Here is a 20,236-nt window from a genome sequence, read left to right on the forward strand (position 1 = left end):
CAGAATAGCTTATTCGGTTCAAATATTTTGGAGTTGAGGCCGATGGCACGGGTGGTTCGCTTCCATCAGCATGGTGGTCCCGAGGTTCTGCGCATTGAGAACATCGAGGTTCCAGCCCCAGGCCCAGGAGAAGTTCAAATCCGGGTCAGGGCACTGGGCTTGAATCGGGCTGAGGTGTTGCTCCGCTCGGGCTCATACATCGAGACGCCGGTATTCCCTTCCGGCCTTGGCCTTGAGGCAGCAGGCACCGTCGAAGCCGTCGGTGAGGGCGTGGACGGTTTCGTGCCGGGCGACGCCGTCAGCATCGTTCCGCCGGTCTCGATGGTCCGCTGGCCTGCCTATGGAGAGCGTGCAACATATCCGGCGGAGCTCGTCGTGAAGCACCCGCCATCGCTCGGCTGGGAAGCGGCGGCCGCCGTTTGGATGCAGTATCTTACTGCTTACGGCGCACTGATCGACATCGCCAGATTGGGCAGGGGGGACTTTGTTGTGCTCACGGCGGCATCGAGCAGCGTCGGACTGGCGGCGATCCAGATTGCCAACAGGGTTGGCGCGGTCCCGATCGCGGTCACGCGAACGTCTGGCAAGAAGCCAGCCTTGCTTGAGGCCGGCGCGGCGCACGTCATCGCTTCAACAGAGGAAGATCTGGAAGTCCGGCTGACAGATATTACCGCACCGGAAGGCGTACGCGTCGTATTCGACCCGATCGGTGGTCCGATATTCGAACCTCTGGCGGCCGCGATGGCGCGGGGTGGTATTCTCATTGAATATGGCGGCTTGAGCCCCGAGCCGACTCCCTTTCCGTTGTTCAGCGTACTGAGCAAGAGCCTGACCCTGCGCGGCTACCTCGTTCACGAGATCGTCGGCGATCCGGCACGGTTGGAGGCCGCCAAAGCATTCATCCTCGATGGGCTGGCGTCGGGTGCCCTGAAGCCGATCATCGCCAGGACCTTTCCGTTCGAGCAGATTGTGGAGGCGCATCGCTTTCTCGAGACGAACGAGCAGTTCGGCAAGATTGTCGTGACCGTTTGACGGATCATGAAATGATAAAGCTGGCCAGCTCATCCTCACCGCAGCACGAGCTGGCCTTGGCCTGTTGCGAGTGGCCTCACATGTGCCCCGATCCGGCCACCCTCGGATTACTTTGACGATCGCATCTCCAGTCCGGGAACCTGCGCCAGTTCCGTGATGAGATGGTCCACAAGGGCGCGGACCTTGAGCGGGACGAACCGCCTCGACGAATAGACCGCATGCAACTCCATCGGGGGATAGGCATAGTCTTCCATGACCCTCACCAACTCGCCGCGTTCGATCAGGTCCTGAGCCAGCGGCAGTTGCACGCCGCCGATACCGAGCCCTGATCGCAGGGCTTCAACCAGAACAAACGAGTTGTTGGCGCGAAAGCTCGATCTCACATCGACGGTGACCGGCCCCAAGGGACCGATCAGGGTCAGGTGCTCGCCCGCAGGCGTCCAACTGAAGCGGACATGCCCGTGCCGGGCGAGTTCGTTGGGCGTTGCCGGATTCCCATGAGTGGCGACATACCCGGGTGATGCCACGAGGATGCGTGCCACCGATCCGAGCTTCCGTGCAACCAAGCCTGCGGAGGTCAGGGCTCCCAAGCGGAATGCCACGTCCACGTCCTCCTCGACGAGATCGGCGACATGATCGTCGAGGATCAATTCGATCGTCAGACCCGGATGCTGACATTGGAACTCGACGATGAGCGCGGCAAGGTACCTCTGGCCAATCCCGCTCGGCGCCTGCACGCGCAGGCTGCCCTTGAGTTCGCTCGAGAGACTGAGGAGATCGTCCTCGACCTCGGCGACCTCGTCCAGGATCTGCCGCGCCCGGGCAAGATACGTCTCGCCGCTCGCCGTCAAGGTCAGCTTGCGCGTGCTGCGGTTCAGCAGCCGGGTTCGCAGATGCCCCTCGAGAGCGGCAACCTGCTGGCTTACGGCCGGTTGGGTCAGGCCGAGCTCACGGGCGGCCGCCGACAAGCTGCCCAATTCCGCCACCCGCACGAAGGTGGCCATCGCCGTGAAGCGGTCCATTATCATCCATCTCTAAGTTTTGCTTATGGATGATAGTAGAAGGGGCGGACTACGCAAGGTCCAGCTTGTAAAGCATAACTCCCTGCATGGCACTTGCCTGAGAGCGAAGGGAGACTGGCCATGACACCTGAACGTGCCGAGCATTCAACGGAATTAAGAGTCCTTTGGCGAAGGCCAAGGTGCCTGTTCCGGAGTGCAGCTACTGGACTCATCGTGGTTGGCTTGACTGCATTCATCGGCATGCAGGCGCAGGCCCGGGACGAACGGGCCTGGATCGGAACCTGGATGGCAAGCCCCCAGCCGCTCTGGGAGGCGGATTTCCCGCTGCCGACCAATGTCCCTTTCACCATCTGGGACCAGACCGTCCGGATGGTGGCAAGGGTCAGCCTGGGAGGGCGTCAGGTGCGAGCGACGCTGTGCAATGAGTATGGGACACGCCCTTTGAGGATCGGCGATGCTCAGATCGCTTTGGCCAGGGGCGGTGGCGCTACAGTTTCCGGCTCGCAGCGCCAACTCACGTTCGGCGGCAAGACCACGGCTTCGATCCCGCCGGGTGCCAAGGTCATCAGCGATCCTGTCGACCTTGAAATTGCATCGCTGACCGACGTAGCCATCAGCCTCTACCTGCCCGAGCCAAACGCCTTGTCGACATTCCATTGGGACGGGCGTCAGACAGCTTATATCGGAGCCGGCAACCAGGTCAGCGCGGATGCCATCCGGGACGCGACGACATTCGACGCTCGCGTCTTCCTCAGTGAGATCCTGGTCAGTGCGACGGACGAGGCACGAACCGTCGTCACAGTCGGGGACTCGATCACCGACGGTAATGGGTCGACGCCGAACACGAACAGCCGCTGGCCCGACTTTCTCGCCGAGCGGCTGGCAAGCCGGAATGTCGCCGTCTTGAATGCCGGCATCTCGGGCGCTCGCCTTCTCCAGAATAGGATGGGCGACAACGCACTCGCCCGGTTCGAGCGGGATGTCCTGAGCCAGCCCGGCATGAAGACGGTGATTGTCCTGCTGGGGATCAACGACATTTCCTGGCCCGGATCCGTCTTTGCACCGGATGTGCCAAAGGCGCGGGCGGAAGATCTTATCGGAGCCTATCGGCAATTGATCGCATGGGCGAAGATCCATAGGGTCCGGATCATCGGCGCGACCTTGACCCCATTCGAGGGCGCGCTGGAGGGAACGCCGATCAAGGGCTACTTCTCCTCCGAGAAGGATCGCATTCGTCAGGACGTGAATGCCTGGATCCGAACCAGCGGCGAATTCGACGCAGTCATTGATTTCGACCGGGTGACGCAGGATCCCCGACGGCCGGGCCAGCTTCTGAGCGAGTACGACTCCGGAGACCGTTTGCATCCCGGCGACGATGGATACCGGGCAATGGCGGAGGCAATCGACCTACCAACGCTTCTTGGGGCCCCATGACCAGATCGAATTTATGTCCGAGCTTCGCTGGATGAAATTCTTCCCCTGTATGCCTCAACGATGAGGTTCAAGAACGCTTTCTGCTGGATTTCTGCAGTCTCTCTGCGGCGCGCGGCTGGAGTGCCTCTTGCTGCGGCACTTTCAGAATAACGGCTTGATCCGGACTGACTGGCCGTCCGTCCACTGTGCGGATATCGAGCCGTATTGCTTGACCAGTGTCGCGTTCGACCAATCTCGAATGCTCCTCACCTGGTTCAAAGAGATACCGCTCGCCCCACTGCCGGAGGGCGACCATCACGGGAAACAGATCGCGTCCCTTGGGCGTCAGATGATATTCTTGATGTGCGCCCCCGTCCGACGATGGGACGACCTTGAGGATGCCGCGTTCGCTGAGTGTGCGCAGCCGATCGGACAGGATGTTCTTGGCAATGCCAAGGCTCTTCTGGAACTCGCCAAAGCGGGTCAACCCATCGAATGCATCGCGAACGATCAAGAGCGACCACCAATCCCCAATCACATCGAGGGATCGGGCACTGGGACAGTAGTCGCCTTTGAGGCTCGTTCGTTTAACCATTGCCTTCCTCGGGGCCGCCGGGCAGCGTTTGCCAAACCGGTTGCATCATAAAACCATCCTTGCTATCAATCAAACGGTTTCATAATGCAACCGATTCTGTAGAGGAACCCGTCATGCCCTTGGATGACAACGTGGCGCTCGCCGGCGCTGCGAACGATGACGCACGCGCTCGCATGGTAGCCCAATCAGGAGAAAATGAGAGTGCGGACACCGGTGGCCAGCCGGGAACTGCGCCGGCACTGTCCCGTTCAGTAATGCTTCTCTTTGCAATCGCGAGCGGCCTCGCCGTTGCCAACGTCTATTACGCCCATCCTCTGCTCGACATCATGGCCGATGATCTTGGGATGTCCCGGGCGATCACAGGAATGATCGTTGCTGTGACCCAGGTTGGCTACGGATTGGGCCTCATTCTGCTGGTGCCCCTTGGGGATCTCATCGACCGGCGCCGACTTGTGGTCGGGCAATCGCTCCTCTCGGTCCTTGCACTCGTCTCGGTCGGCTTCTCCTCGAGCGGCGGGATGCTGCTGGCATCAATGGCTGCCATGGGGTTCCTTGCGGTCGCAACGCAGGCGTTCGTGGCCTATGCGGCAAGTCTCGCTCCGCCGTTTGAGCGAGGCCAGGTTGTTGGTGTGGTGACGAGCGGAATTGTCCTGGGGATACTGCTGGCACGGACGATTGCGGGAACATTGGCGGATTTGGCGGGGTGGCGGGCAGTCTATCTGACCTCCGCCATCGCAACTGTGGCCATGACCGTATTGCTTTGGAAGCTTTTGCCCGTACAGCGGATTAACAAGCCAAGAAGTACATACTCGCAACTGATCATCTCGCTCTTCGGCTTGGTCGTGCAGGAACCCGTACTCCGTATTCGCGGCGTCATTGCCATGTTGATCTTCGCCGACGTGACGATCCTCCTGACACCTTTGGTGCTTCCGCTCAGTGCACCTCCATTCACTCTGTCCCATACGGAAGTCGGCCTCTTTGGTCTCGCCGGTGCCGCGGGGGCCCTTGGTGCATCTAGGGCCGGGGTATGGGTTGATCGCGGGCATGGGCAGCGCACGACCGGCTTTGCCTTGACGCTGATGCTTTTGGCTTGGATACCGATCGCGCTGCTCCCGCAATCGCTTTTATGGTTGATCGGCGGGACGATCCTGATCGACTTCGGACTGCAGGCCGTTCATGTCACCAATCAAGGCATGATCTACCGCGTGCGCCCTGAGGCCCAAAGTCGTTTGACGGCAATCTATATGGTGTTCTACTCGCTCGGAAGCGCTCTTGGCTCATCCACATCCACAATGGTGTACGCTCACGCTGGATGGTCCGGCGTATGTTTGGTCGGTGCAGGTCTAAGTGGACTAACGCTGGTATTCTGGGCCGTCACTTCGCACATGACACCCACAGCCGCTGCTCATGCGACGCACAGTTCCTGAGGCGATGATCACGTGCGGCCTCATTCATCCTTCATTCAGGAGGCCGTTACGCAACACCTGTCCACGCCCATGATCATGCAGTAGCTTATCAATCCCCTGGTGCAAGGTCTCGGTCAGGTCATGTTGGGGGAGGCAATGGTCGAGGTGTAGATGCGTGACGATCACCGCGCCCGCCCGCGTCCGATGGCACGGGTCAGAGCATCTCTGTTGGGTTGAGTGTCTCCGACGCGGTTTCGAATTTCGGGATAGTGCAGGGCCATCTCGACCGCTTGGTTGATGCTCATCCCGCCGCGCGAAAGTTTGGAAGACCAGCATCGGCGGTGATCATCGGGAAGAACGCCGCTATGAACGTGTCAGTGCTTTCAGACGTCGGAGCACGCGGTGCAAGCACAATTTGTGGGGGCAGAAACGCGTATCATTTAGCAGCGACTGGTCCAGGCTTGCGGCCCCACGTATTCACGACAATGACACCGGCGAGGGCGAGCGTTCCGCCCGTCAGCGTGGTCCAGTGCGGAGCTTCCCCAAGGCCGGCCCATGCCAGAGCTACTGCGGTGGGAGGGATAAGGTAGAGGAACTGCCCGGCCCGGGCGGCTCCAAAGCTTTTGAGCGCATAGGTCTAGCAGATCTGGCCGATCGCGGCCGGGACGACGGCTAGGAAAACAACAGCGGCGATTGTATCAGGCGATGCAGCCCCCAACGGCGCAGCGCCTGTCGCGAGCCAAGGCAGCATTGCGATCGCTCCGGCGATCAGCACACAGGCTGTAACATGCAACGGGCTGCTGCGAGCGAACAACTGGCGCTGCAGGACCGAGAAGACGGCCGCGCAGAAGGCTGCGCCAAGGATGAGGCTTGCTCCGGTGCCGAAGCTGAAGCCTCCCCGCTGGCCGGCCGCGATGATCGCCACACCGCCAAGTGCCAGCATGGTCCCGATCCAGCTCCACCGGGTGAATGCTTCCTTGAGGAAGACAACCGCAAGACCTGCCATGAACAGAGGCTGAGTGTTGACGATGAAGCTTGCCGCGCCGGCCGAGACGGTGGTTTGGCCTGAGTTGAGTAGAACGTTGTAGGTCGCGATGCCGAGCACGCCGCAGATCGCCACGATACCATAGTCTTTTGCAGACATTGAGGGTGGCCTGTTCCACGCAAGCCAAGCAAGGGGCAGGAGGGATGCAAGAGCGAACCGGGTTGCCGCGAGCGGAAGCGGTTCGATCTCCCGCAGGGCATAGCCGATCGCCGGAAACGACGCGGCCCAGGACAGTACCGTTCCGGCAACGGCAAGAGACGGCAACAGGAGAGGAGGGGAGGTGGTAGTGGCTGAAGCAGTCATAGATCACCCTCAAGGATTGGGCTGCGGTACAAAAGGGAAACCATCTGAGCTAGACCGGCGGCGGATCGATACGAGCGACTCGGGCCCGCCACCGGTATGGACCCCATCTGGTTCGGTGCTGTTCTTATGCTGCCTCAGATTGCATCGTGGTCGGGAGCAACCGATCGACCAAAGCGTCCACTTTTGCGTCCGCTTGGGCGAGGGATGCCTGAAGCCGTTCATCCGCGAACTCGTCGTACTCGGCCGCAACCGACTCGACCTCGGTGACGCCGATGTACTTGAACGCAGTCTGGATACTTGCCTCGACATGGTTCAGGTGCTGGATACGCTCGCCTTTGCCATAACCGTAGTCTCCCCGGGAGCTGAGGATGATGAGACGCTTGCCCTGTCCGGCAAGGAGGGGCCAGTACGGCTCGCCTGCACGGGAGCGGTCGAAACCGAACGTGCGCCCGACCCGCACGATGTTGTCGATATAGGCTTTGAACTGGGCCGGGGGGCCAAAGTTGTACATGGGTACGCCGGCCACGATCAGGTCGGCACCGATCAACTCATCCACGAGGCGATCACTTTCGGCGAGCACCTCATGCATCCAAGGTTCTCGTTGGTCCGGCTTCGTGAAAGCGGCATGGATCCAGCGTCCCGTCACCGGATTCGGCGGGCTCTGCCCCACATCACGGTACACGATCGTATCCGTCGGGCGGGCTGCCTGCCAGCGCTCGATGAACCGGGCGGTCAGTCGCCGCGAATGGGAACCGAACCGGCTTTGGTCGGATCGCCCTGGCCGGGCACTGGCATCGAGATGAAGAATTGTGGCCATTATGGTTCTCCGAAGGGAGTATGAGCTCTAACTCCGGCCTTGGGTATATCCCGCGAGATGATCCTAGTTCATCTTGCTATAGCGAAGGGATGGGAACCGAGATCAAGAGTTGTAAAATGATTGCGCATGAACTAGCCGCTGACAAAGTCGAATTTCTCACTCGTCAGATGAGATGAACTCAGCTATCAAGCCCTGATGAGGAAACTGCCACCCCTTGCCACCCTGCGCGCTTTCGAGGCGGCTGCTCGGCACCTCAGCTTCAAGCGGGCGGCCAACGAGCTTGCAGTCACACCGACGGCCATCAGCCATCAGATTCGGCTCCTTGAGGAAACGCTCGGGCAGAAGCTGTTTGAGCGCCGGACCAGACGCGTGATTATGACGTCTGCCGCTCAGACGCTATACATACCCCTTCGGGACAGCTTCGATGCCATTGCACGGGCGGTAGAACGGGTCTCGGCGATCAAGGCCGCCAGCACGGTGACCCTGACGGCCACAATGGCTTTTACGTCGAAATGGCTCGTACCGCGGACAGCGTCCTTCCGACAGCAGTCCCCTGGGATCAATCTGCGCCTGCTCGCATCCGATGACGTTATCGATCTCAGAACGGGAGCCGCCGACATCGCAGTCCGTTATGGTGCCGGCACCTATCCCGGCTGCCGTTCGCAGTTGCTGTTCCGGGAGACATTTGCGCCGGTCTGCAGCCCGCATCTGAACGTCCGAACCCCGCCCGATCTTGAGGACCACGCGCTGATCCACAGTGAATGGCGGCAGCTTGACGAGATCACACCGACCTGGCCACGTTGGTACGCTAAGGCAGGACTGCCGTACCAGCGGTCGGGAAGCGACATCGTCTTCACCGACGAGACACACGCAATCCAGGCTGCTGTCGCCGGACAGGGAATTGCCTTGGCAGGACTAGCGCTCGTTGCCGACGAACTTGCAACTGGCACACTTGCCGCTCCTCTTGGATCGAGGCTCACAGGACGCGGATTCTATCTCGTGATCCCGGACGGCCACCATGATGATAGTAGCGTTGAAGCGGTGCGGGAGTGGCTGATCAGTGAGGCAGAGAGCTTCGTCAGCGGGGAGTCGGCCGGAGGAATTGCTATCTAGGAGCGAGACGATGGAGCTAATGAGGCCCTGGGTTTGTCAAGCCTTTGCTCTCCGGGTTAATCCGGGAGTCAGCCGCTGAGAAACTTCCTTAGCCACATACTCGGCGGCATGCAGAACCTTGGGTGAGGTGTGTGGGGAGGCTAGCCTGATCAGATAGGTATCGATCTCCCAAGGCTTTTGCTCAGGCAATACAATCGCCAAAGTTCCAGCAGCAATGTGCGGTGCCAGCAGCCAATCCGGCAGCCAAGTGATGCCGAGCCCTTCACGGGCCGCATCGCAGAGAGTTTCAATGTCATCCGACATAAAGGCGGTCGGTGGATCGATCAGCTCCACGCTCTCCCCTGATGGGAAGAGCCAAGGCCGAGGCCGGCCATTGCGAGAGTAGCGAATGGTTTTGTGCTGCAGCAAATCGCCGAGAGTCCGAGGTGAGGCGTAGGCCGCTAGGTAACTCGGCGATGCGGCAAGAATCAGGGGCTGACGAGCAATGACGCGAGCGATCAGGCTTGCTTCGTCGCCGGGCAAAGGACCATTGCGGATGGCGAGGTCGAGACTGGATTTGACCATGTCCTCCGGAAGGTCAGAAAGGCGCAATTCGACCTTTAGCTCGGGATACCTCCGGGCGAGGCCCCGCAGAGCGGGCGCAACGACATGCCGCCCGATTCCGACGGGTGCGGACAGCCGCAAAGGGCCGGACGGCTCCTGGCTTTGTTCCGCAAAGGACTCCAAGGCGGCCATGCCAGCCAGGACATGCCGGGCCTTTCCCAGGACCTCTTGTCCAGCATCGGTCAAGGATTGCTGCCGGGTTGTCCGAAGAAGCAGGGGGGTCGAGAACCACTCCTCCAGGGCTCGGATATGGTTGCCGACCATGGCAGGCGACAGCCCAAGGTCCCGTGCCGCGGCCGCGAAGCTCCCCAGTTCAGCAACGCGGACAAAGACAGTGAGGGATTTGAGACGACTCATTCAACAATCTGACTAACGGGTGACTCTGCAATTTCAACACTAATCCCGATGGCTTGAACAGGGCATGCTTGCGGCATCAACAGCTTGGAGCCAGAAGATGAAAGCGATCGTGATCCGCGAATTCGGTAACGTCGGCCAATTGAAGGTAGATCATGTTCCCCCTCTGGAGGCCGGACCGGGTGAGGTGACGATTGACGTTGCTTATGCCGGGGTCGGCTTTGTCGATACGCTGCTCAGGTCCGGCAGATTCGATTTTGTCAAGCTTCCCGTGATCCCCGGGATTGAGGTGAGTGGCTATGTCAGGGCTGTTGGAGAGGGGGTGACCAACCTCACCATTGGCCAGAAAGTAGCCGCCCTGCTGACCGACTTCACGGTCCAGGGAGGAGGCATGGGCGGATATGGCGAAGTCGCACGAGCCAAGGCAGCGCTGACGGTTCCGCTTGACCCTCGGGACGATCTCGTTACGGCGGCAGCCATCATTGTGAATGGGGCAACTGCGGTGATGGCCGTCGGCAGCTTGGTGCCCGGCGCAAAGGTGGCCATCAGCGGTGCGTCCGGTGGGCTCGGCCAGTGCCTGATCGCTGCAGCCAAAGCAGCAGGGGCGGCAGAGATCATCGCCATCTCAAGCAAAGTCACCCATCATAAGAGCTTGATACGAGCCGGAGCAACCAGGGCGATCACTGCGGACGACTTCGGGAACCTGATGGACGATCTGGATGCCGCTTTCGATACCGTCGGCGGCGAGCTTCGGCTCCGGCTCCTGCGCCGTCTCAAGACCAGAGGACGTTTCGTCCTGCTCGGAAATGCGAGCGGGATGGACACCGCCCTTTCGGGGGATGAGATCTGGCTGCGCTCGCTGCAGATCGAAGGCTTTGCGACTGGAGGGCTCTCGTCTCTGTTCCCGGATCGGATTGCGGCTGCTGCTCGTGCCGCCCTGTCCTTCAACCATCACAGCGTGGGCGAGATTGCTGTGCTCGATCTTCACGCGGCAGGAGATGCACATCTGGCACTTGAGACTCGGCAAGGTCCAGGCAAGTTCGTCCTGAGAGTCCGATGAGGAGCACGCGCTAGAGCAGACAGCGCGGAAAATGATGCGTGCTGGGTCGGATCCAGAGTGCCAAGCACATCCTTATGCGGGACCGTCGGATCAGAGCGTTCTTAACGTTGGAGAGGCTGGGCGAAGGTCCGTCTCTGGCACTCCTGAGACGTAAGAGCTTGGTCCGGTTCGGCGTTCGAGAGTCGACATTTATTTGGACGTCGGAATGCGAATGTCTGACCCTCAACCGACCTTCCCTGCTCGGCATTGATCTCATGGCACACGGGGAACCTGGCTGCCGTCGCCAACCGACGGCGTAAAGTACCGGGGGCTGTGAGCCGTGGAACGACAGCATCAATGACAAAGACGCAACGGTTTCTCGATGTCGTCGAATGGGTGGAACACGCGGCGCAACGTCGAGATCGCGAACAAGGATCTGGAGCGATTAATCCTCGCGCGGGAGCTGATGAACCGGGTGGCCGACAAGTGCCGCAGCAATTCCAAGTTGCGCGAGCTGGTGGATCTGTTCCTGTCGCGCCCGCTAGTGACGGTGCCTCTAGGCGCGAAGCTTCTGAAGGTGACCCCTAAGGCGGTTGATATTATGCTGCTGCAGTTGGGAGGAGCGCTACCACGGGAACTGACCGGCCGGCGACGCTATCGAGCCTGGGGCATCGTCTAAAGAATGTGAGGCTCCCGGCAGCCTGGCCCTGCTCCCCAATGGTGACCGATCCTGGGCAAAAGGAGGAGATGTCTGTCATGTCGAGAATAGCAATCGCGATTGTGTTGGCACTGGCCGCGACCACCGCCAGCGCTCAAAATGCTCCCTCCGGACAATCGCAGGCTCCGGCTGCGCCGAGCACGAATGGAACAAAGCCATTCCTGTTTGATGGGCGGATGAAAGGCGATGGCGCCCGGCAGGGAGAGCAGGCGGAAAAACGCCACCCCAACGCTGGCGCCATCGTGCAACCGAAAGCGAGCCAGCCTGAGCGCAAATGATGCGTGAGATCCTGTCCACTCCTCGGCTCATTCTCAGGGAGATCACCCCAGCTGACCTCCCTGACCTCCATCGCATCTATGGTGACCGGAAGTGCATGCAGTTCTATCCCGCGCCAAAGTCATACCCTGAAACGGAGGCATGGTTTCAGGAGCTTGCCTTCGACAGTTATGCCAACAATGGGTTCGGCCTCTGGGCGGTTGTCAGCAGAGCCACTGGCGATCTGATCGGTGACTGCGGGCTCACCCTCCAGACTACGCCGGCCGGCCAGGAGCCAGAGGTGGGCTATCATCTCTGGCGCGAGTTCTGGCACCTGGGCCTAGCCACGGAAGCCGCCCGCGCCTGTGTGCGTTACGGGCTAGATATGCTCCAGATGCCTCGGGTGGTAAGTATCACCAGCCCCGAAAACCTGCCTTCTCAAAAAGTGGCTGAAAGATTTCATCAGAGGCGGGAAGTGTTCACAAAGGTCAGCCGAACCACTGGGCAAGAGGTTCTCCGGTACCTCTATATCACCGACGTTGAGACCTAATTCCATAAAGCGTCTTATCGACATACCCTGAGCGCAAGAACCACTTCGGCGGCCTGCTTTGCGCTCTGTTTCGGTGTACGTCCTGCTGTATCGATCACGGCATCGCTGAAAGGACGGCTCTGGTAGCCTTCTTCATACATCTCGAGGATGCGCTCTCTTTCCTCAGGAGTGAGACTCCTGGTTCCTCGGTCACTGAGGGCTACCTCAAGGGGTGGGGCGAGTGTCAGGACCAGAAGTCGGGCGCCCCGCCTGCCTGAGGCTGCGCGAAGCTGGTCATAGTGCGTCTGATCCAGAGGATAGGCCACAATCAGATAGTACCCTGTCGCGTCCGCGACTTTGGTTTCGATACGCCTCAGGGCAGTCTGGATCCTCAAGGTGAGGGGCGCGTCATCAGGAGCGTCATGATCATCGCCGTCAATGAAGATGGCATCAGGCAGTAGATCTGCCAAGGCATGACCGACTGATGATTTGCCGCTGTTGATTGAGCCGTTGAGGTGAATGACCGTCAACATGGTAGGATCTTTCGAAGCCAATCGTTATCTTCGCCATAAGTGATAAGTATAGCGTCTCTCAACCAGGTCTTTTGACTGTTGGACAGCAGAGGGAGCACCTTTGCGAAGTCCAGCCAGTCCTTGGGGCGGGGCGCTTTGGCCTTGTAGAACAATTGGATTTCGGGAGCGAGGAACGGGAGGCCCTCAGCGCTCCTGAGGCCCATCGCGTCAATCGATCTCGTGACCAAACCATTGCGCCAGGATCGCCAGTTTCCCTCATCATCATCGAGCATCAGTTGCAAACACCAGGGGGTGGTCGGCTCCTTCCGACACCAGACATCCGAGACATGAGGGGGCAGAACCTCTCCTGGCCTCCATGGGCGCAGAGTGCCTGGCGGATCCGCGGCCCAACAGTCCCACCCTTCGAGCATTCCTTGGGCCAGCAGTTGGTCCTTGCGCAGGAGCAGAACTTCGATGTCTGCATGAGGTCGGAACGGGCACCCGACGGCGAACTCGATTGCGTAACCGCCGGCAATCCACCAGGGGAACTCCCCATCCAAGAACAATGAGCCTACCTCGGCAACAGACAGGGGGAGCCGTCACCGGGCCGAGATCAAGGCGATCTCGGGCGTGTACAAACGGGAGGTCGGCATGGCGTCGCCAGCGGTTGAGAAGGTTCGCGCCCTGGTCGAGCAGTTCGAGCACGACGATGGCCGGCGCCCGCGCATCCTCGTCGCCAAGATGGGCCAGGACGGGCACGACCGCGGCCAGAAGGTGATCGCCTCGGCCTTCGCCGATCTCGGCTTCGACGTGGATATCGGCCCCCTGTTCGCCACGCCGGCGGAAGCGGCCCGCCAGGCTATCGAGAACGACGTGCACATCATCGGCGTGTCGTCGCTGGCGGCCGGCCATCTCACGCTGGTGCCGGAGCTGAAGGGGGAACTCGCCAGGTACGGCCGCGACGACATCATGATCGTGGTCGGCGGCGTGATCCCGCCGCAGGATTTCGATGCGCTCACCAAGGCCGGCGCCGCGGCGATCTTCCCGCCCGGCACCGTCATCGCCGACGCGGCCGTGAACCTGATCGAGGATCTTAATCAGCGCCTGGGCTACGGGCCGCAGCAGGCAGCGGAATGATCATGAAGCAACGCGGCCTTTAGGCATCAGGACGGCCTCCCGCCCTCTGCCACTCAGGTCAGGTTCCATGATGTTTGTTACCGGTCTTTTGATTGTAGCCGCAAAATTAGAATGTGCTGATCGTGCAAAGTAGGGACGTCGCATTTCCCGCCTGTGGCAGATGTGAAAGAACGTGGATGTGAATGTTCGCACAACGCCGGTAAGTGACAGCGTCGCGTTGGATAAGCGATCGGAAGACTGCAACGGCCAGGGAGATTACGGCCGCCAATATGTTGCTCAGTTTGGTCCAAGCTCCTCTCATAAGCGGTAGTATAAGCGTCTCCCACGCTCCCTATAGCTCTAGCTGGGCCATTGGCACAGGCGCTGGATCCTAGACTTTAGTAGGAAGCGCGGCTGCGTACTTGAGAATTGACAAGTTCCCAGTTCTGCTAAATCCTTTTAGCTAATTCGATTTAGCAAGGGATATATCCAGTGGCGCGACGGGGCCCAACGAACGCAGCCCAAGCCAGTGCTCCGACGAGTGTCGACGTCGCCCGTCTCGCCGGCGTCTCTCCGGCAACGATCTCCCTTGTGCTGAACGGTCGCGCCAGCAAGGTTCGTATCTCAGACGAAACCCGTGATCGGGTGATTGCCGCGGCAGCACAGCTCGGCTACACGCCGAACCATGCCGCCCGCAGCCTGCGCCAGCGCCGGACGAATATCATCACCTTCGTCCTGCCGACCCTAGACAATCCCTACTTCTCCGATGTCGTCAGGGCAGCTCAGACGGCAGCCCAACAGCATGGTTATGCGGTTTCGGTAATCCCGGCGAAGACAATGCCTGGAGAGTTCCATGCATTATCGTTTCTGCAGGGCGCTGCCTTCGACGGCATTATCGTGGCCGGACGCGAGAACTGCACCGCTGCGGAACTGCGGCAACTCGCTGCCCGCGGCGTCGCGGTCGTCGTTCTTCAGGAACACAGCCCGGATTCGGCCATCCAGAGCGTCAGCGTCGACTTGGAAGCGGGCGGCTACATGGCGACCCGGCATTTGATCGATCTAGGTCACCGTCGCATTGCCCACGTGACGGAAAAGCTGCATGAACCTGGCACACGCAGGGATCGCCTTGATGGCTATTGCCGGGCACTGGAAGAAGCGGGCTTGACCTTCGACCCTTCTCTGGTTCTGACCGCAGAGAACACAATGGCCGGCGGCAGCAACGCCACGGAGCAATTGCTTGACCTCGGTGCGCTGCGACCGACAGCAGCCTTCATGTACAACGATCAGATGGCAGTTGGCGCCCTTCACGCCCTGCGCGTGCGTGGATTGAGAGTTCCAGATGACTTTGCCGTTGTGGGGTTTGATGGCGTAGCCATCGGACAGTTCACCGCCCCAACTCTCACCACCATCGATCACCCACGTGAGGAGCTCGGCCGTCTCGCGATTGAGGCACTCATCACCGCTTTCGAGAAGAGGCCTGCCGACATGAGGGAACATTTGCTTCCCGTCAAACTCGTCGTGCGTGAATCATGTGGGGGAGGAAAGACCTCACCCCCTAAGGCTCGGCGCAGAGCCCAGGCGAAATAAGCGCCGAACCTGCGCGGCAGAAGGCAGGACGGTAACCCAACACAAGCTCAACTAGACCAAGGAGGAAACCATGACGAATACATTCGACCGCCGAACGATCCTGAAGGCAGGACTGGGCGCAGGTGCTGGCCTGATGGTCGCCGGGCGGGTCAATCCCAGCTTGGCGCAGAGTCCGGTAAAGCTTTCCATGGCTGTATGGGGCGGCAAGGCTGAGGTCGATGCCTACAATCAGGTCATTGCCAAGTATCAGGCGGCCAACCCGAACGTGACGATACGGCTCGACGTCATTCCGTTCGGCCAGTTCTACCAGCAGATCGACACGCGGCTCGCGGGCCGGCAGGCTCCGGACCTGTTCCGGGTCACGTACCAGCAGGTCGGCCGCTATGCCCTTGGCAAGGCTGCGATCGATCTCAGCCAGTTCATCGATTCAAGCTATAGCGCCGCCTTCACGCCATCAGTCTGGAGCGCCGTCAACTACCAGGGCAAGCCCTACGCACTGCCGCATCACACCGATACGTTCGCCCTGTTCTACAATGCCGACATGCTGGAACAAGCCGGGGTGTCGGTGCCAACGAGCCTGGATCAGGCCTGGACCTGGGAGCGCTTCATCCAGGTCGCGAAGCTGCTCAAGGAGAAGTCGCTTGGCTCCTACCCGTTCGCGATGAGCTGGCAGAACTCCGCCGTCCATCGCTGGATGATCTATCTGTACCAGCATGGTGGCCAGCTCCTGAACAACGAACTGACAGCACCGCAGATCAATACGCCCGCAGGCATCGAGACCATCGCCTGGACCCAGAGCTGGTTCAAGGAAGGTCTGGTTCCCCCGAGCACGTCGGTGAAGAGCGCCGAGCCGGTCCAGAACCTGTTTGCCAACGGAACCGTCGCAATGATGCTGAACGGCAATTGGCAGATTCCCTTCGTGAACCAGCAGGCGACCAAGTTCAAATGGGGCGTCACCTACCTGCCGCGCGACGTGGCGATGGCCGATGACCTTGGCGGCACATGCGTGGCCATCTCGCGCGACAGCAAGAATCCCGAGGTTGCGGCAGACTTCCTCAAGTTCCTCGTCAACGAAGAGAACATGCGCGACTACATCAGCGCGGCGCAGTTCCTGCCTGTCCGCAAGTCGCTGGTCGAGGGTGGGGTTCAGTATGCCCTGAAGCCAGACGAAATGAAGGTGTTCGTCGAACAGACGAAGACCATCCCGCAGCACCTCGTCAGCACGGTCGTGCTGCCGACCTGGGGCAAGTTCAACCCCAAGCTGGCGGATGAACTCGATCTCGCCTTCACCTCGGGCCAGTCGCCCGAACAGACGGCCAAGAACATCGAGGCGCATGCAAAGAACATCCTGTTGTCGGCCTAAGAGATCGGGGTGAAGCCCATCATTCCTCTCACGACGGACACCACCATGGCCGATCTTTCCATGACCTATCCGAAGGAGCGAAGCGAGACGACCACCAGCCGGGTTTCCGGCTGGTGGCGGTCCTCCAGGTCTCGCCTCACTCCCTATCTCTTCATCGCACCGAACCTGCTGCTGTTCTCGGTCTTCGTGTTCTTTCCCCTCCTGTACGCCGCCTACATCAGCGTGCATCAGTGGTCCTTGATCGATGCGCCGGAATTCGTCGGCGCCCAGAACTACACCAGGCTCTTGACCGACGGCCAGTTCTGGCAGTCGTTGACGAACACGGTCATCTATTCAGCCGCGACCGTCCCGACGAGCCTCATCCTCGGCCTTTTCCTGGCGATGGGCCTCAACCGGAAACTGGCGACGCGGACATTGCTGCGCAGCCTCTACTTCCTGCCCGTCGTCGTCTCCAGCGTCGCGACGGCTGTCATTGCCGCGTGGCTGTTCAACGACAACTACGGCGTTATCAATGCGCTGCTCAAGCAGGTGGGCATCGGACCCGTTTCCTGGCTGTCGTCTCCGCGATGGGCACTCCCGTCGATCATCCTGACGACGCTCTGGGTGCGCATCGGCTTCTGCATGGTGGTCTATCTGGCGGCACTTCAATCGATCTCGCCGAGCTACTACGAAGCGGCCGTGATTGACGGCGCGACGCGCCCGCAACAGTTCCGCTTCGTGACCTGGCCCTTGCTGCGGCCCACCACGTTCCTGCTGCTCATCCTGAACGTGATCTACTCGTTTCAAGTCTTCGACCTAATCTTCGTCATGACCGGAGGCGGACCCGGGTTCTCGACCACGATGATCGTCCAGTACATCTACCAGGCGGCCTTCGCGAGCTCGGAGATGGGTTACGCAAGCGCCATGGGCATGGTCCTCTTCATGCTGATCCTGCTCTTCACGCTCATCCAGTGGCGGATCAACCGCCGCACCGAGCAATTCGTTTAGGAGGCCGTATCCTGATGGTCACGACAACGAGTCCGGCACGTCAACGCCTCGAGACCTGGGGTCTCTGGCTCCTCCTCGCCGCCGGCGCGGTGGTGATGTTCTTCCCGATCTACTGGATGTTCGCCACGGCCGTCCGGCCGAGGGATCAGATCTTCAGTGGAGCGGTCAATCTTCTGCCCACGGGCTGGGTGTGGAGCAACTTCACGGATGCTTTGGGCCGCATGCCCTTCCTCGACTGGACGTGGAATTCCATAGTGATCTCCGTCGCCGCGGTGGTGATCACGGTCAGTCTCAACCTGTTGTGCGGCTATGCCTTCGCCAAGTTCCGCTTCGCTGGCCGCGACATCCTCTTCATCGGGGTGCTCAGCGCTCTGATGATCCCGATCCAGGTCATCATCGTCCCGCTCTTCCTGGTCGTCGCGGACATGGGTTTGCTGAACAACTACTGGGGCGTCATCCTCCCCCGCGCGGCCGAGGCGTTCGGCATCTTCATGGTGCGCCAGTTCATGGTCAGCATCCCGGACGAGCTGCTCGAGGCGGCGCGGCTCGACGGGGCGAGTGAGCTGACCATCTTCCTGAAAGTGGTGCTCCCGCTCTCCAAGCCGATCATCGCCGTGCTGATCATCTTCACCTTCATGTGGCGCTGGAACGACTTCGTGCTGCCACTCGTAATCCTCACCGATCAGGAGATGTATACGGTGCAGCTCGGTCTGAACCTGCTCAAGGGGCAGTACAACACGGAATGGACCGACATCATGGCGATCGCCCTGCTGTCTCTGGCGCCGATGCTCGTGATCTTCGTGTTCTTCCAGCGTCAGCTCATCCAGGGCATCGCCGGAACCGGCCTAAAATAGACATCACCGCTCTCACGTACTCTCGAAAGGACATCCCTCATGTTCAAAGTGGCTATGATCGGCGCTGGAAGCGTCGTGTTCGTCAAAAACCTTCTCACGGATATTCTGGACCTGCCCGAGCTTCGGGAAGTGACAATCTCCCTTCATGACATCGATGCGGAGCGCCTCGAGACCGCCGGCATGATGGCCCGCTGGACGGCCGAGCAGTTCGGCGCCAATGCCAAGGTCGAGGAGCATCTGGATCGCCGGGCAGCGCTCGACGGCGCGGACTTCGTCATCAACATGGTCCAGATCGGCATGCACGAGGCGACGCTGCTCGACTTCGAGATCCCGCGCAAATACGGCCTGAAGCAGACCATTGCCGACACCTTGAGCATTGGCGGCATCTTCCGCGGCCTGCGCACGATCCCCTTCATGGTCGACATGGTGGCGGAGATGCGCGAGCTCTGCCCCGACGCGCTGCTGCTCAACTATACCAACCCGATGAGCATCCTGACCCAAGCCGTCTACGAGGCTTTTCCGGAGCAGAAGGTGGTGGGCCTGTGTCACAACGTGCAGAATACGAGCAAGGAACTCGCGAGTTACCTGAACGTGCCGGTCGAGCGGCTGTCGTATGATTGCGCCGGCATCAACCACCAGACCTGGTTCCTCAAGCTGCGGATCGACGGCGAGGACGCCTATCCGCGCCTGTGGCAGGCCATGGAGAACCCTGAGATCTACGCCAAGGACAAGGTCCGCTTCGAGCTCATGCGCTCCTTCGGTTGGTTCATCAGCGAGTCGAGCGAGCACAACGCGGAGTATACCCCTTACTTCCTGAAGCGGGATGACCAGATCACCGAGTACGACGTGCCGGTGGACGAATACATCCGCCGCAGCGAGCGCAATCTCCGCCGTTACCAGGACACCCGCAAGCAACTGCTGAGCGGCGAGGCGTTCCCGCTTGAGCGCAGTGTCGAGTACGGATCCCTGATCATCCATGCCATGATGACCGGCAAGCCTCAGGTGATCTATGGCAATGTGAAGAACACCAAGCTGATAGAAAACCTACCGGAAGGCTGCTGTGTTGAGGTGCCGATGATTGTGGACCGGAACGGTCTGCGTCCTTGTCAGGTCGGAAATTTGCCGCCCGAGCTTGCCGGGTATTGTGCTCCCCACGTCTTCGTTCAGGATCTCACCGTGAAGGCGGCGCTCGAGGGCAACCGGGATCGGGTTCACCGTGCCGCTCTGCTCGATCGCCATGCGGCGAGTGTCCTGTCGATCAAGGAGATCGGCGCCATGGTGGAGGAACTCATTGAAGCTCACGGCGACGCCATGCCGGAGGGGATTCGGGCCTCCCGGTCGCAGCCCGAACAGGCCCGGCGCTACGCCTAACGTCCTTCTCCATCATGTGGCGGACGGATGCGTCTGCCACATGCTGCCTGGAACAGAAGACTTCGGAGGGAATCCCATGGCCTCAGTAGAGATCCGCAACATCCGCAAGAATTTCGGAACGGTCCCGGTCATCCACGGGGTGTCGATCGACATCCAGGACGGGGAGTTCGTGATCCTGGTCGGGCCGTCGGGCTGCGGCAAG

At 60.4% G+C, this 20,236-nt stretch carries 18 protein-coding genes and 3 pseudogenes; 15 read left to right on the forward strand and 6 right to left on the reverse strand.

Going from position 1 to position 20,236, the window contains the following annotated elements:
• Nucleotides 1–42: 42 nt before the first annotated feature.
• Nucleotides 43–1,032, forward strand: a complete 990-nt coding sequence (locus OCW50_RS27925) for a zinc-dependent alcohol dehydrogenase family protein (protein ID WP_262299850.1) — start codon at nt 43–45, stop codon at nt 1,030–1,032.
• A 107-nt stretch (nt 1,033–1,139) separates the two neighbouring features.
• On the opposite strand, the gene OCW50_RS27930 is transcribed toward OCW50_RS27925, so the two are convergent.
• Nucleotides 1,140–2,054: a LysR family transcriptional regulator gene (locus OCW50_RS27930; protein WP_262299851.1), complete on the reverse strand. Its 915-nt coding sequence runs from the start codon at nt 2,052–2,054 to the stop codon at nt 1,140–1,142.
• A gap of 222 nt (nt 2,055–2,276) precedes the next feature.
• Here OCW50_RS27930 and OCW50_RS27935 point away from each other — a divergent pair, with 222 nt between their 5' ends.
• Nucleotides 2,277–3,488 carry an SGNH/GDSL hydrolase family protein gene (locus OCW50_RS27935; protein WP_262299852.1) on the forward strand — a complete coding sequence of 404 codons (1,212 nt, stop codon included), beginning with the start codon at nt 2,277–2,279 and terminating at the stop codon, nt 3,486–3,488.
• A gap of 67 nt (nt 3,489–3,555) precedes the next feature.
• Here OCW50_RS27935 and OCW50_RS27940 read toward each other — a convergent pair whose 3' ends face one another.
• The gene (locus tag OCW50_RS27940; protein WP_262299853.1) at nt 3,556–4,062 is read right to left on the reverse strand and encodes a winged helix-turn-helix transcriptional regulator; all 507 of its coding nucleotides are present in this window, start codon (nt 4,060–4,062) and stop codon (nt 3,556–3,558) included.
• A 173-nt stretch (nt 4,063–4,235) separates the two neighbouring features.
• Between OCW50_RS27940 and OCW50_RS27945 the strand changes: the two genes are divergently transcribed.
• Entirely contained in the window at nt 4,236–5,489 is a 1,254-nt protein-coding gene (locus OCW50_RS27945; protein ID WP_262299868.1) for an MFS transporter, read from the forward strand.
• Between the two features lie 415 nt (nt 5,490–5,904).
• On the opposite strand, the pseudogene OCW50_RS27950 reads toward OCW50_RS27945, so the two are convergent.
• Both OCW50_RS27950 and OCW50_RS27955 read right to left on the reverse strand, forming a co-directional pair.
• Nucleotides 5,905–6,816: pseudogene (locus tag OCW50_RS27950) on the reverse strand (DMT family transporter).
• Nucleotides 6,817–6,940: 124 nt separating this feature from the next.
• Complete coding sequence (locus tag OCW50_RS27955; protein WP_262299854.1) at nt 6,941–7,633, reverse strand: FMN-dependent NADH-azoreductase; 693 nt, start codon at nt 7,631–7,633, stop codon at nt 6,941–6,943.
• 195 nt (nt 7,634–7,828) lie between these two features.
• Between OCW50_RS27955 and gcvA the strand changes: the two genes are divergently transcribed.
• Nucleotides 7,829–8,746: a transcriptional regulator GcvA gene (gene gcvA / locus OCW50_RS27960; protein ID WP_262299855.1), complete on the forward strand. Its 918-nt coding sequence runs from the start codon at nt 7,829–7,831 to the stop codon at nt 8,744–8,746.
• Between the two features lie 36 nt (nt 8,747–8,782).
• On the opposite strand, the gene OCW50_RS27965 is transcribed toward gcvA, so the two are convergent.
• Nucleotides 8,783–9,706, reverse strand: coding sequence for a LysR family transcriptional regulator (locus tag OCW50_RS27965; RefSeq protein ID WP_262299856.1), 924 nt, complete (start codon nt 9,704–9,706; stop codon nt 8,783–8,785).
• Between the two features lie 97 nt (nt 9,707–9,803).
• Between OCW50_RS27965 and OCW50_RS27970 the strand changes: the two genes are divergently transcribed.
• The 4 genes from OCW50_RS27970 (at nt 9,804) to OCW50_RS27985 (ending at nt 12,265) form a co-directional block, all read left to right on the forward strand.
• Nucleotides 9,804–10,763 (forward strand): quinone oxidoreductase family protein, encoded by a 960-nt coding sequence (locus OCW50_RS27970; protein WP_262299857.1) that lies wholly within the window; start codon nt 9,804–9,806, stop codon nt 10,761–10,763.
• Between the two features lie 361 nt (nt 10,764–11,124).
• Entirely contained in the window at nt 11,125–11,421 is a 297-nt protein-coding gene (locus OCW50_RS27975; protein ID WP_262299858.1) for a helix-turn-helix domain-containing protein, read from the forward strand.
• A 77-nt stretch (nt 11,422–11,498) separates the two neighbouring features.
• A complete protein-coding gene (locus tag OCW50_RS27980; RefSeq protein ID WP_262299859.1) occupies nt 11,499–11,738 on the forward strand; it encodes a hypothetical protein in 240 nt (79 codons plus the stop codon).
• Entirely contained in the window at nt 11,738–12,265 is a 528-nt protein-coding gene (locus OCW50_RS27985) for a GNAT family N-acetyltransferase (protein ID WP_373371527.1), read from the forward strand. Before OCW50_RS27980 ends, OCW50_RS27985 begins: the two co-directional genes overlap by 1 nt.
• A gap of 14 nt (nt 12,266–12,279) precedes the next feature.
• Here the strand turns inward: OCW50_RS27985 and OCW50_RS27990 are convergent, their stop codons facing one another.
• Nucleotides 12,280–12,777: a shikimate kinase gene (locus OCW50_RS27990; protein WP_262299861.1), complete on the reverse strand. Its 498-nt coding sequence runs from the start codon at nt 12,775–12,777 to the stop codon at nt 12,280–12,282.
• A gap of 573 nt (nt 12,778–13,350) precedes the next feature.
• Here OCW50_RS27990 and OCW50_RS27995 point away from each other — a divergent pair.
• The 7 genes and pseudogenes from OCW50_RS27995 to OCW50_RS28025 form a co-directional block, all read left to right on the forward strand.
• Nucleotides 13,351–13,893 (forward strand): annotated as a pseudogene (locus tag OCW50_RS27995) (cobalamin-dependent protein); the annotation flags it as partial.
• 471 nt (nt 13,894–14,364) lie between these two features.
• Nucleotides 14,365–15,459 carry a LacI family DNA-binding transcriptional regulator gene (locus OCW50_RS28000; RefSeq protein ID WP_262299862.1) on the forward strand — a complete coding sequence of 365 codons (1,095 nt, stop codon included), beginning with the start codon at nt 14,365–14,367 and terminating at the stop codon, nt 15,457–15,459.
• Nucleotides 15,460–15,529: 70 nt separating this feature from the next.
• Nucleotides 15,530–16,822: an ABC transporter substrate-binding protein gene (locus tag OCW50_RS28005; protein WP_262299863.1), complete on the forward strand. Its 1,293-nt coding sequence runs from the start codon at nt 15,530–15,532 to the stop codon at nt 16,820–16,822.
• 9 nt (nt 16,823–16,831) lie between these two features.
• Nucleotides 16,832–17,809, forward strand: a complete 978-nt coding sequence (locus tag OCW50_RS28010; protein WP_262299864.1) for a carbohydrate ABC transporter permease — start codon at nt 16,832–16,834, stop codon at nt 17,807–17,809.
• A 14-nt stretch (nt 17,810–17,823) separates the two neighbouring features.
• Nucleotides 17,824–18,663 carry a carbohydrate ABC transporter permease gene (locus OCW50_RS28015; protein ID WP_262299865.1) on the forward strand — a complete coding sequence of 280 codons (840 nt, stop codon included), beginning with the start codon at nt 17,824–17,826 and terminating at the stop codon, nt 18,661–18,663.
• A 39-nt stretch (nt 18,664–18,702) separates the two neighbouring features.
• Nucleotides 18,703–20,034, forward strand: coding sequence for an alpha-glucosidase/alpha-galactosidase (locus OCW50_RS28020; RefSeq protein ID WP_262299866.1), 1,332 nt, complete (start codon nt 18,703–18,705; stop codon nt 20,032–20,034).
• 76 nt (nt 20,035–20,110) lie between these two features.
• A pseudogene (locus OCW50_RS28025) lies at nt 20,111–20,236 on the forward strand (sugar ABC transporter ATP-binding protein); the annotation flags it as partial.

Origin of the sequence: Microvirga sesbaniae (assembly GCF_025460805.1) — a bacterium.
Lineage (GTDB): Bacteria > Pseudomonadota > Alphaproteobacteria > Rhizobiales > Beijerinckiaceae > Microvirga > Microvirga sesbaniae.

Coding starts and splice junctions, on each gene's coding strand:
- OCW50_RS27925 (WP_262299850.1), top strand. CDS start 43: ATGGCACGGGTGGTTCGCTTCCATCAGCATGGTGGTCCCGAGGTTCTG.
- OCW50_RS27930 (WP_262299851.1), bottom strand. CDS start 2,054: ATGGACCGCTTCACGGCGATGGCCACCTTCGTGCGGGTGGCGGAATTG.
- OCW50_RS27940 (WP_262299853.1), bottom strand. CDS start 4,062: ATGGTTAAACGAACGAGCCTCAAAGGCGACTACTGTCCCAGTGCCCGA.
- OCW50_RS27945 (WP_262299868.1), top strand. CDS start 4,236: ATGGTAGCCCAATCAGGAGAAAATGAGAGTGCGGACACCGGTGGCCAG.
- OCW50_RS27955 (WP_262299854.1), bottom strand. CDS start 7,633: ATGGCCACAATTCTTCATCTCGATGCCAGTGCCCGGCCAGGGCGATCC.
- gcvA (WP_262299855.1), top strand. CDS start 7,829: ATGAGGAAACTGCCACCCCTTGCCACCCTGCGCGCTTTCGAGGCGGCT.
- OCW50_RS27965 (WP_262299856.1), bottom strand. CDS start 9,706: ATGAGTCGTCTCAAATCCCTCACTGTCTTTGTCCGCGTTGCTGAACTG.
- OCW50_RS27970 (WP_262299857.1), top strand. CDS start 9,804: ATGAAAGCGATCGTGATCCGCGAATTCGGTAACGTCGGCCAATTGAAG.
- OCW50_RS27975 (WP_262299858.1), top strand. CDS start 11,125: ATGTCGTCGAATGGGTGGAACACGCGGCGCAACGTCGAGATCGCGAAC.
- OCW50_RS27980 (WP_262299859.1), top strand. CDS start 11,499: ATGTCGAGAATAGCAATCGCGATTGTGTTGGCACTGGCCGCGACCACC.
- OCW50_RS27985 (WP_373371527.1), top strand. CDS start 11,738: ATGCGTGAGATCCTGTCCACTCCTCGGCTCATTCTCAGGGAGATCACC.
- OCW50_RS27990 (WP_262299861.1), bottom strand. CDS start 12,777: ATGTTGACGGTCATTCACCTCAACGGCTCAATCAACAGCGGCAAATCA.
- OCW50_RS28005 (WP_262299863.1), top strand. CDS start 15,530: ATGACGAATACATTCGACCGCCGAACGATCCTGAAGGCAGGACTGGGC.
- OCW50_RS28015 (WP_262299865.1), top strand. CDS start 17,824: ATGGTCACGACAACGAGTCCGGCACGTCAACGCCTCGAGACCTGGGGT.
- OCW50_RS28020 (WP_262299866.1), top strand. CDS start 18,703: ATGTTCAAAGTGGCTATGATCGGCGCTGGAAGCGTCGTGTTCGTCAAA.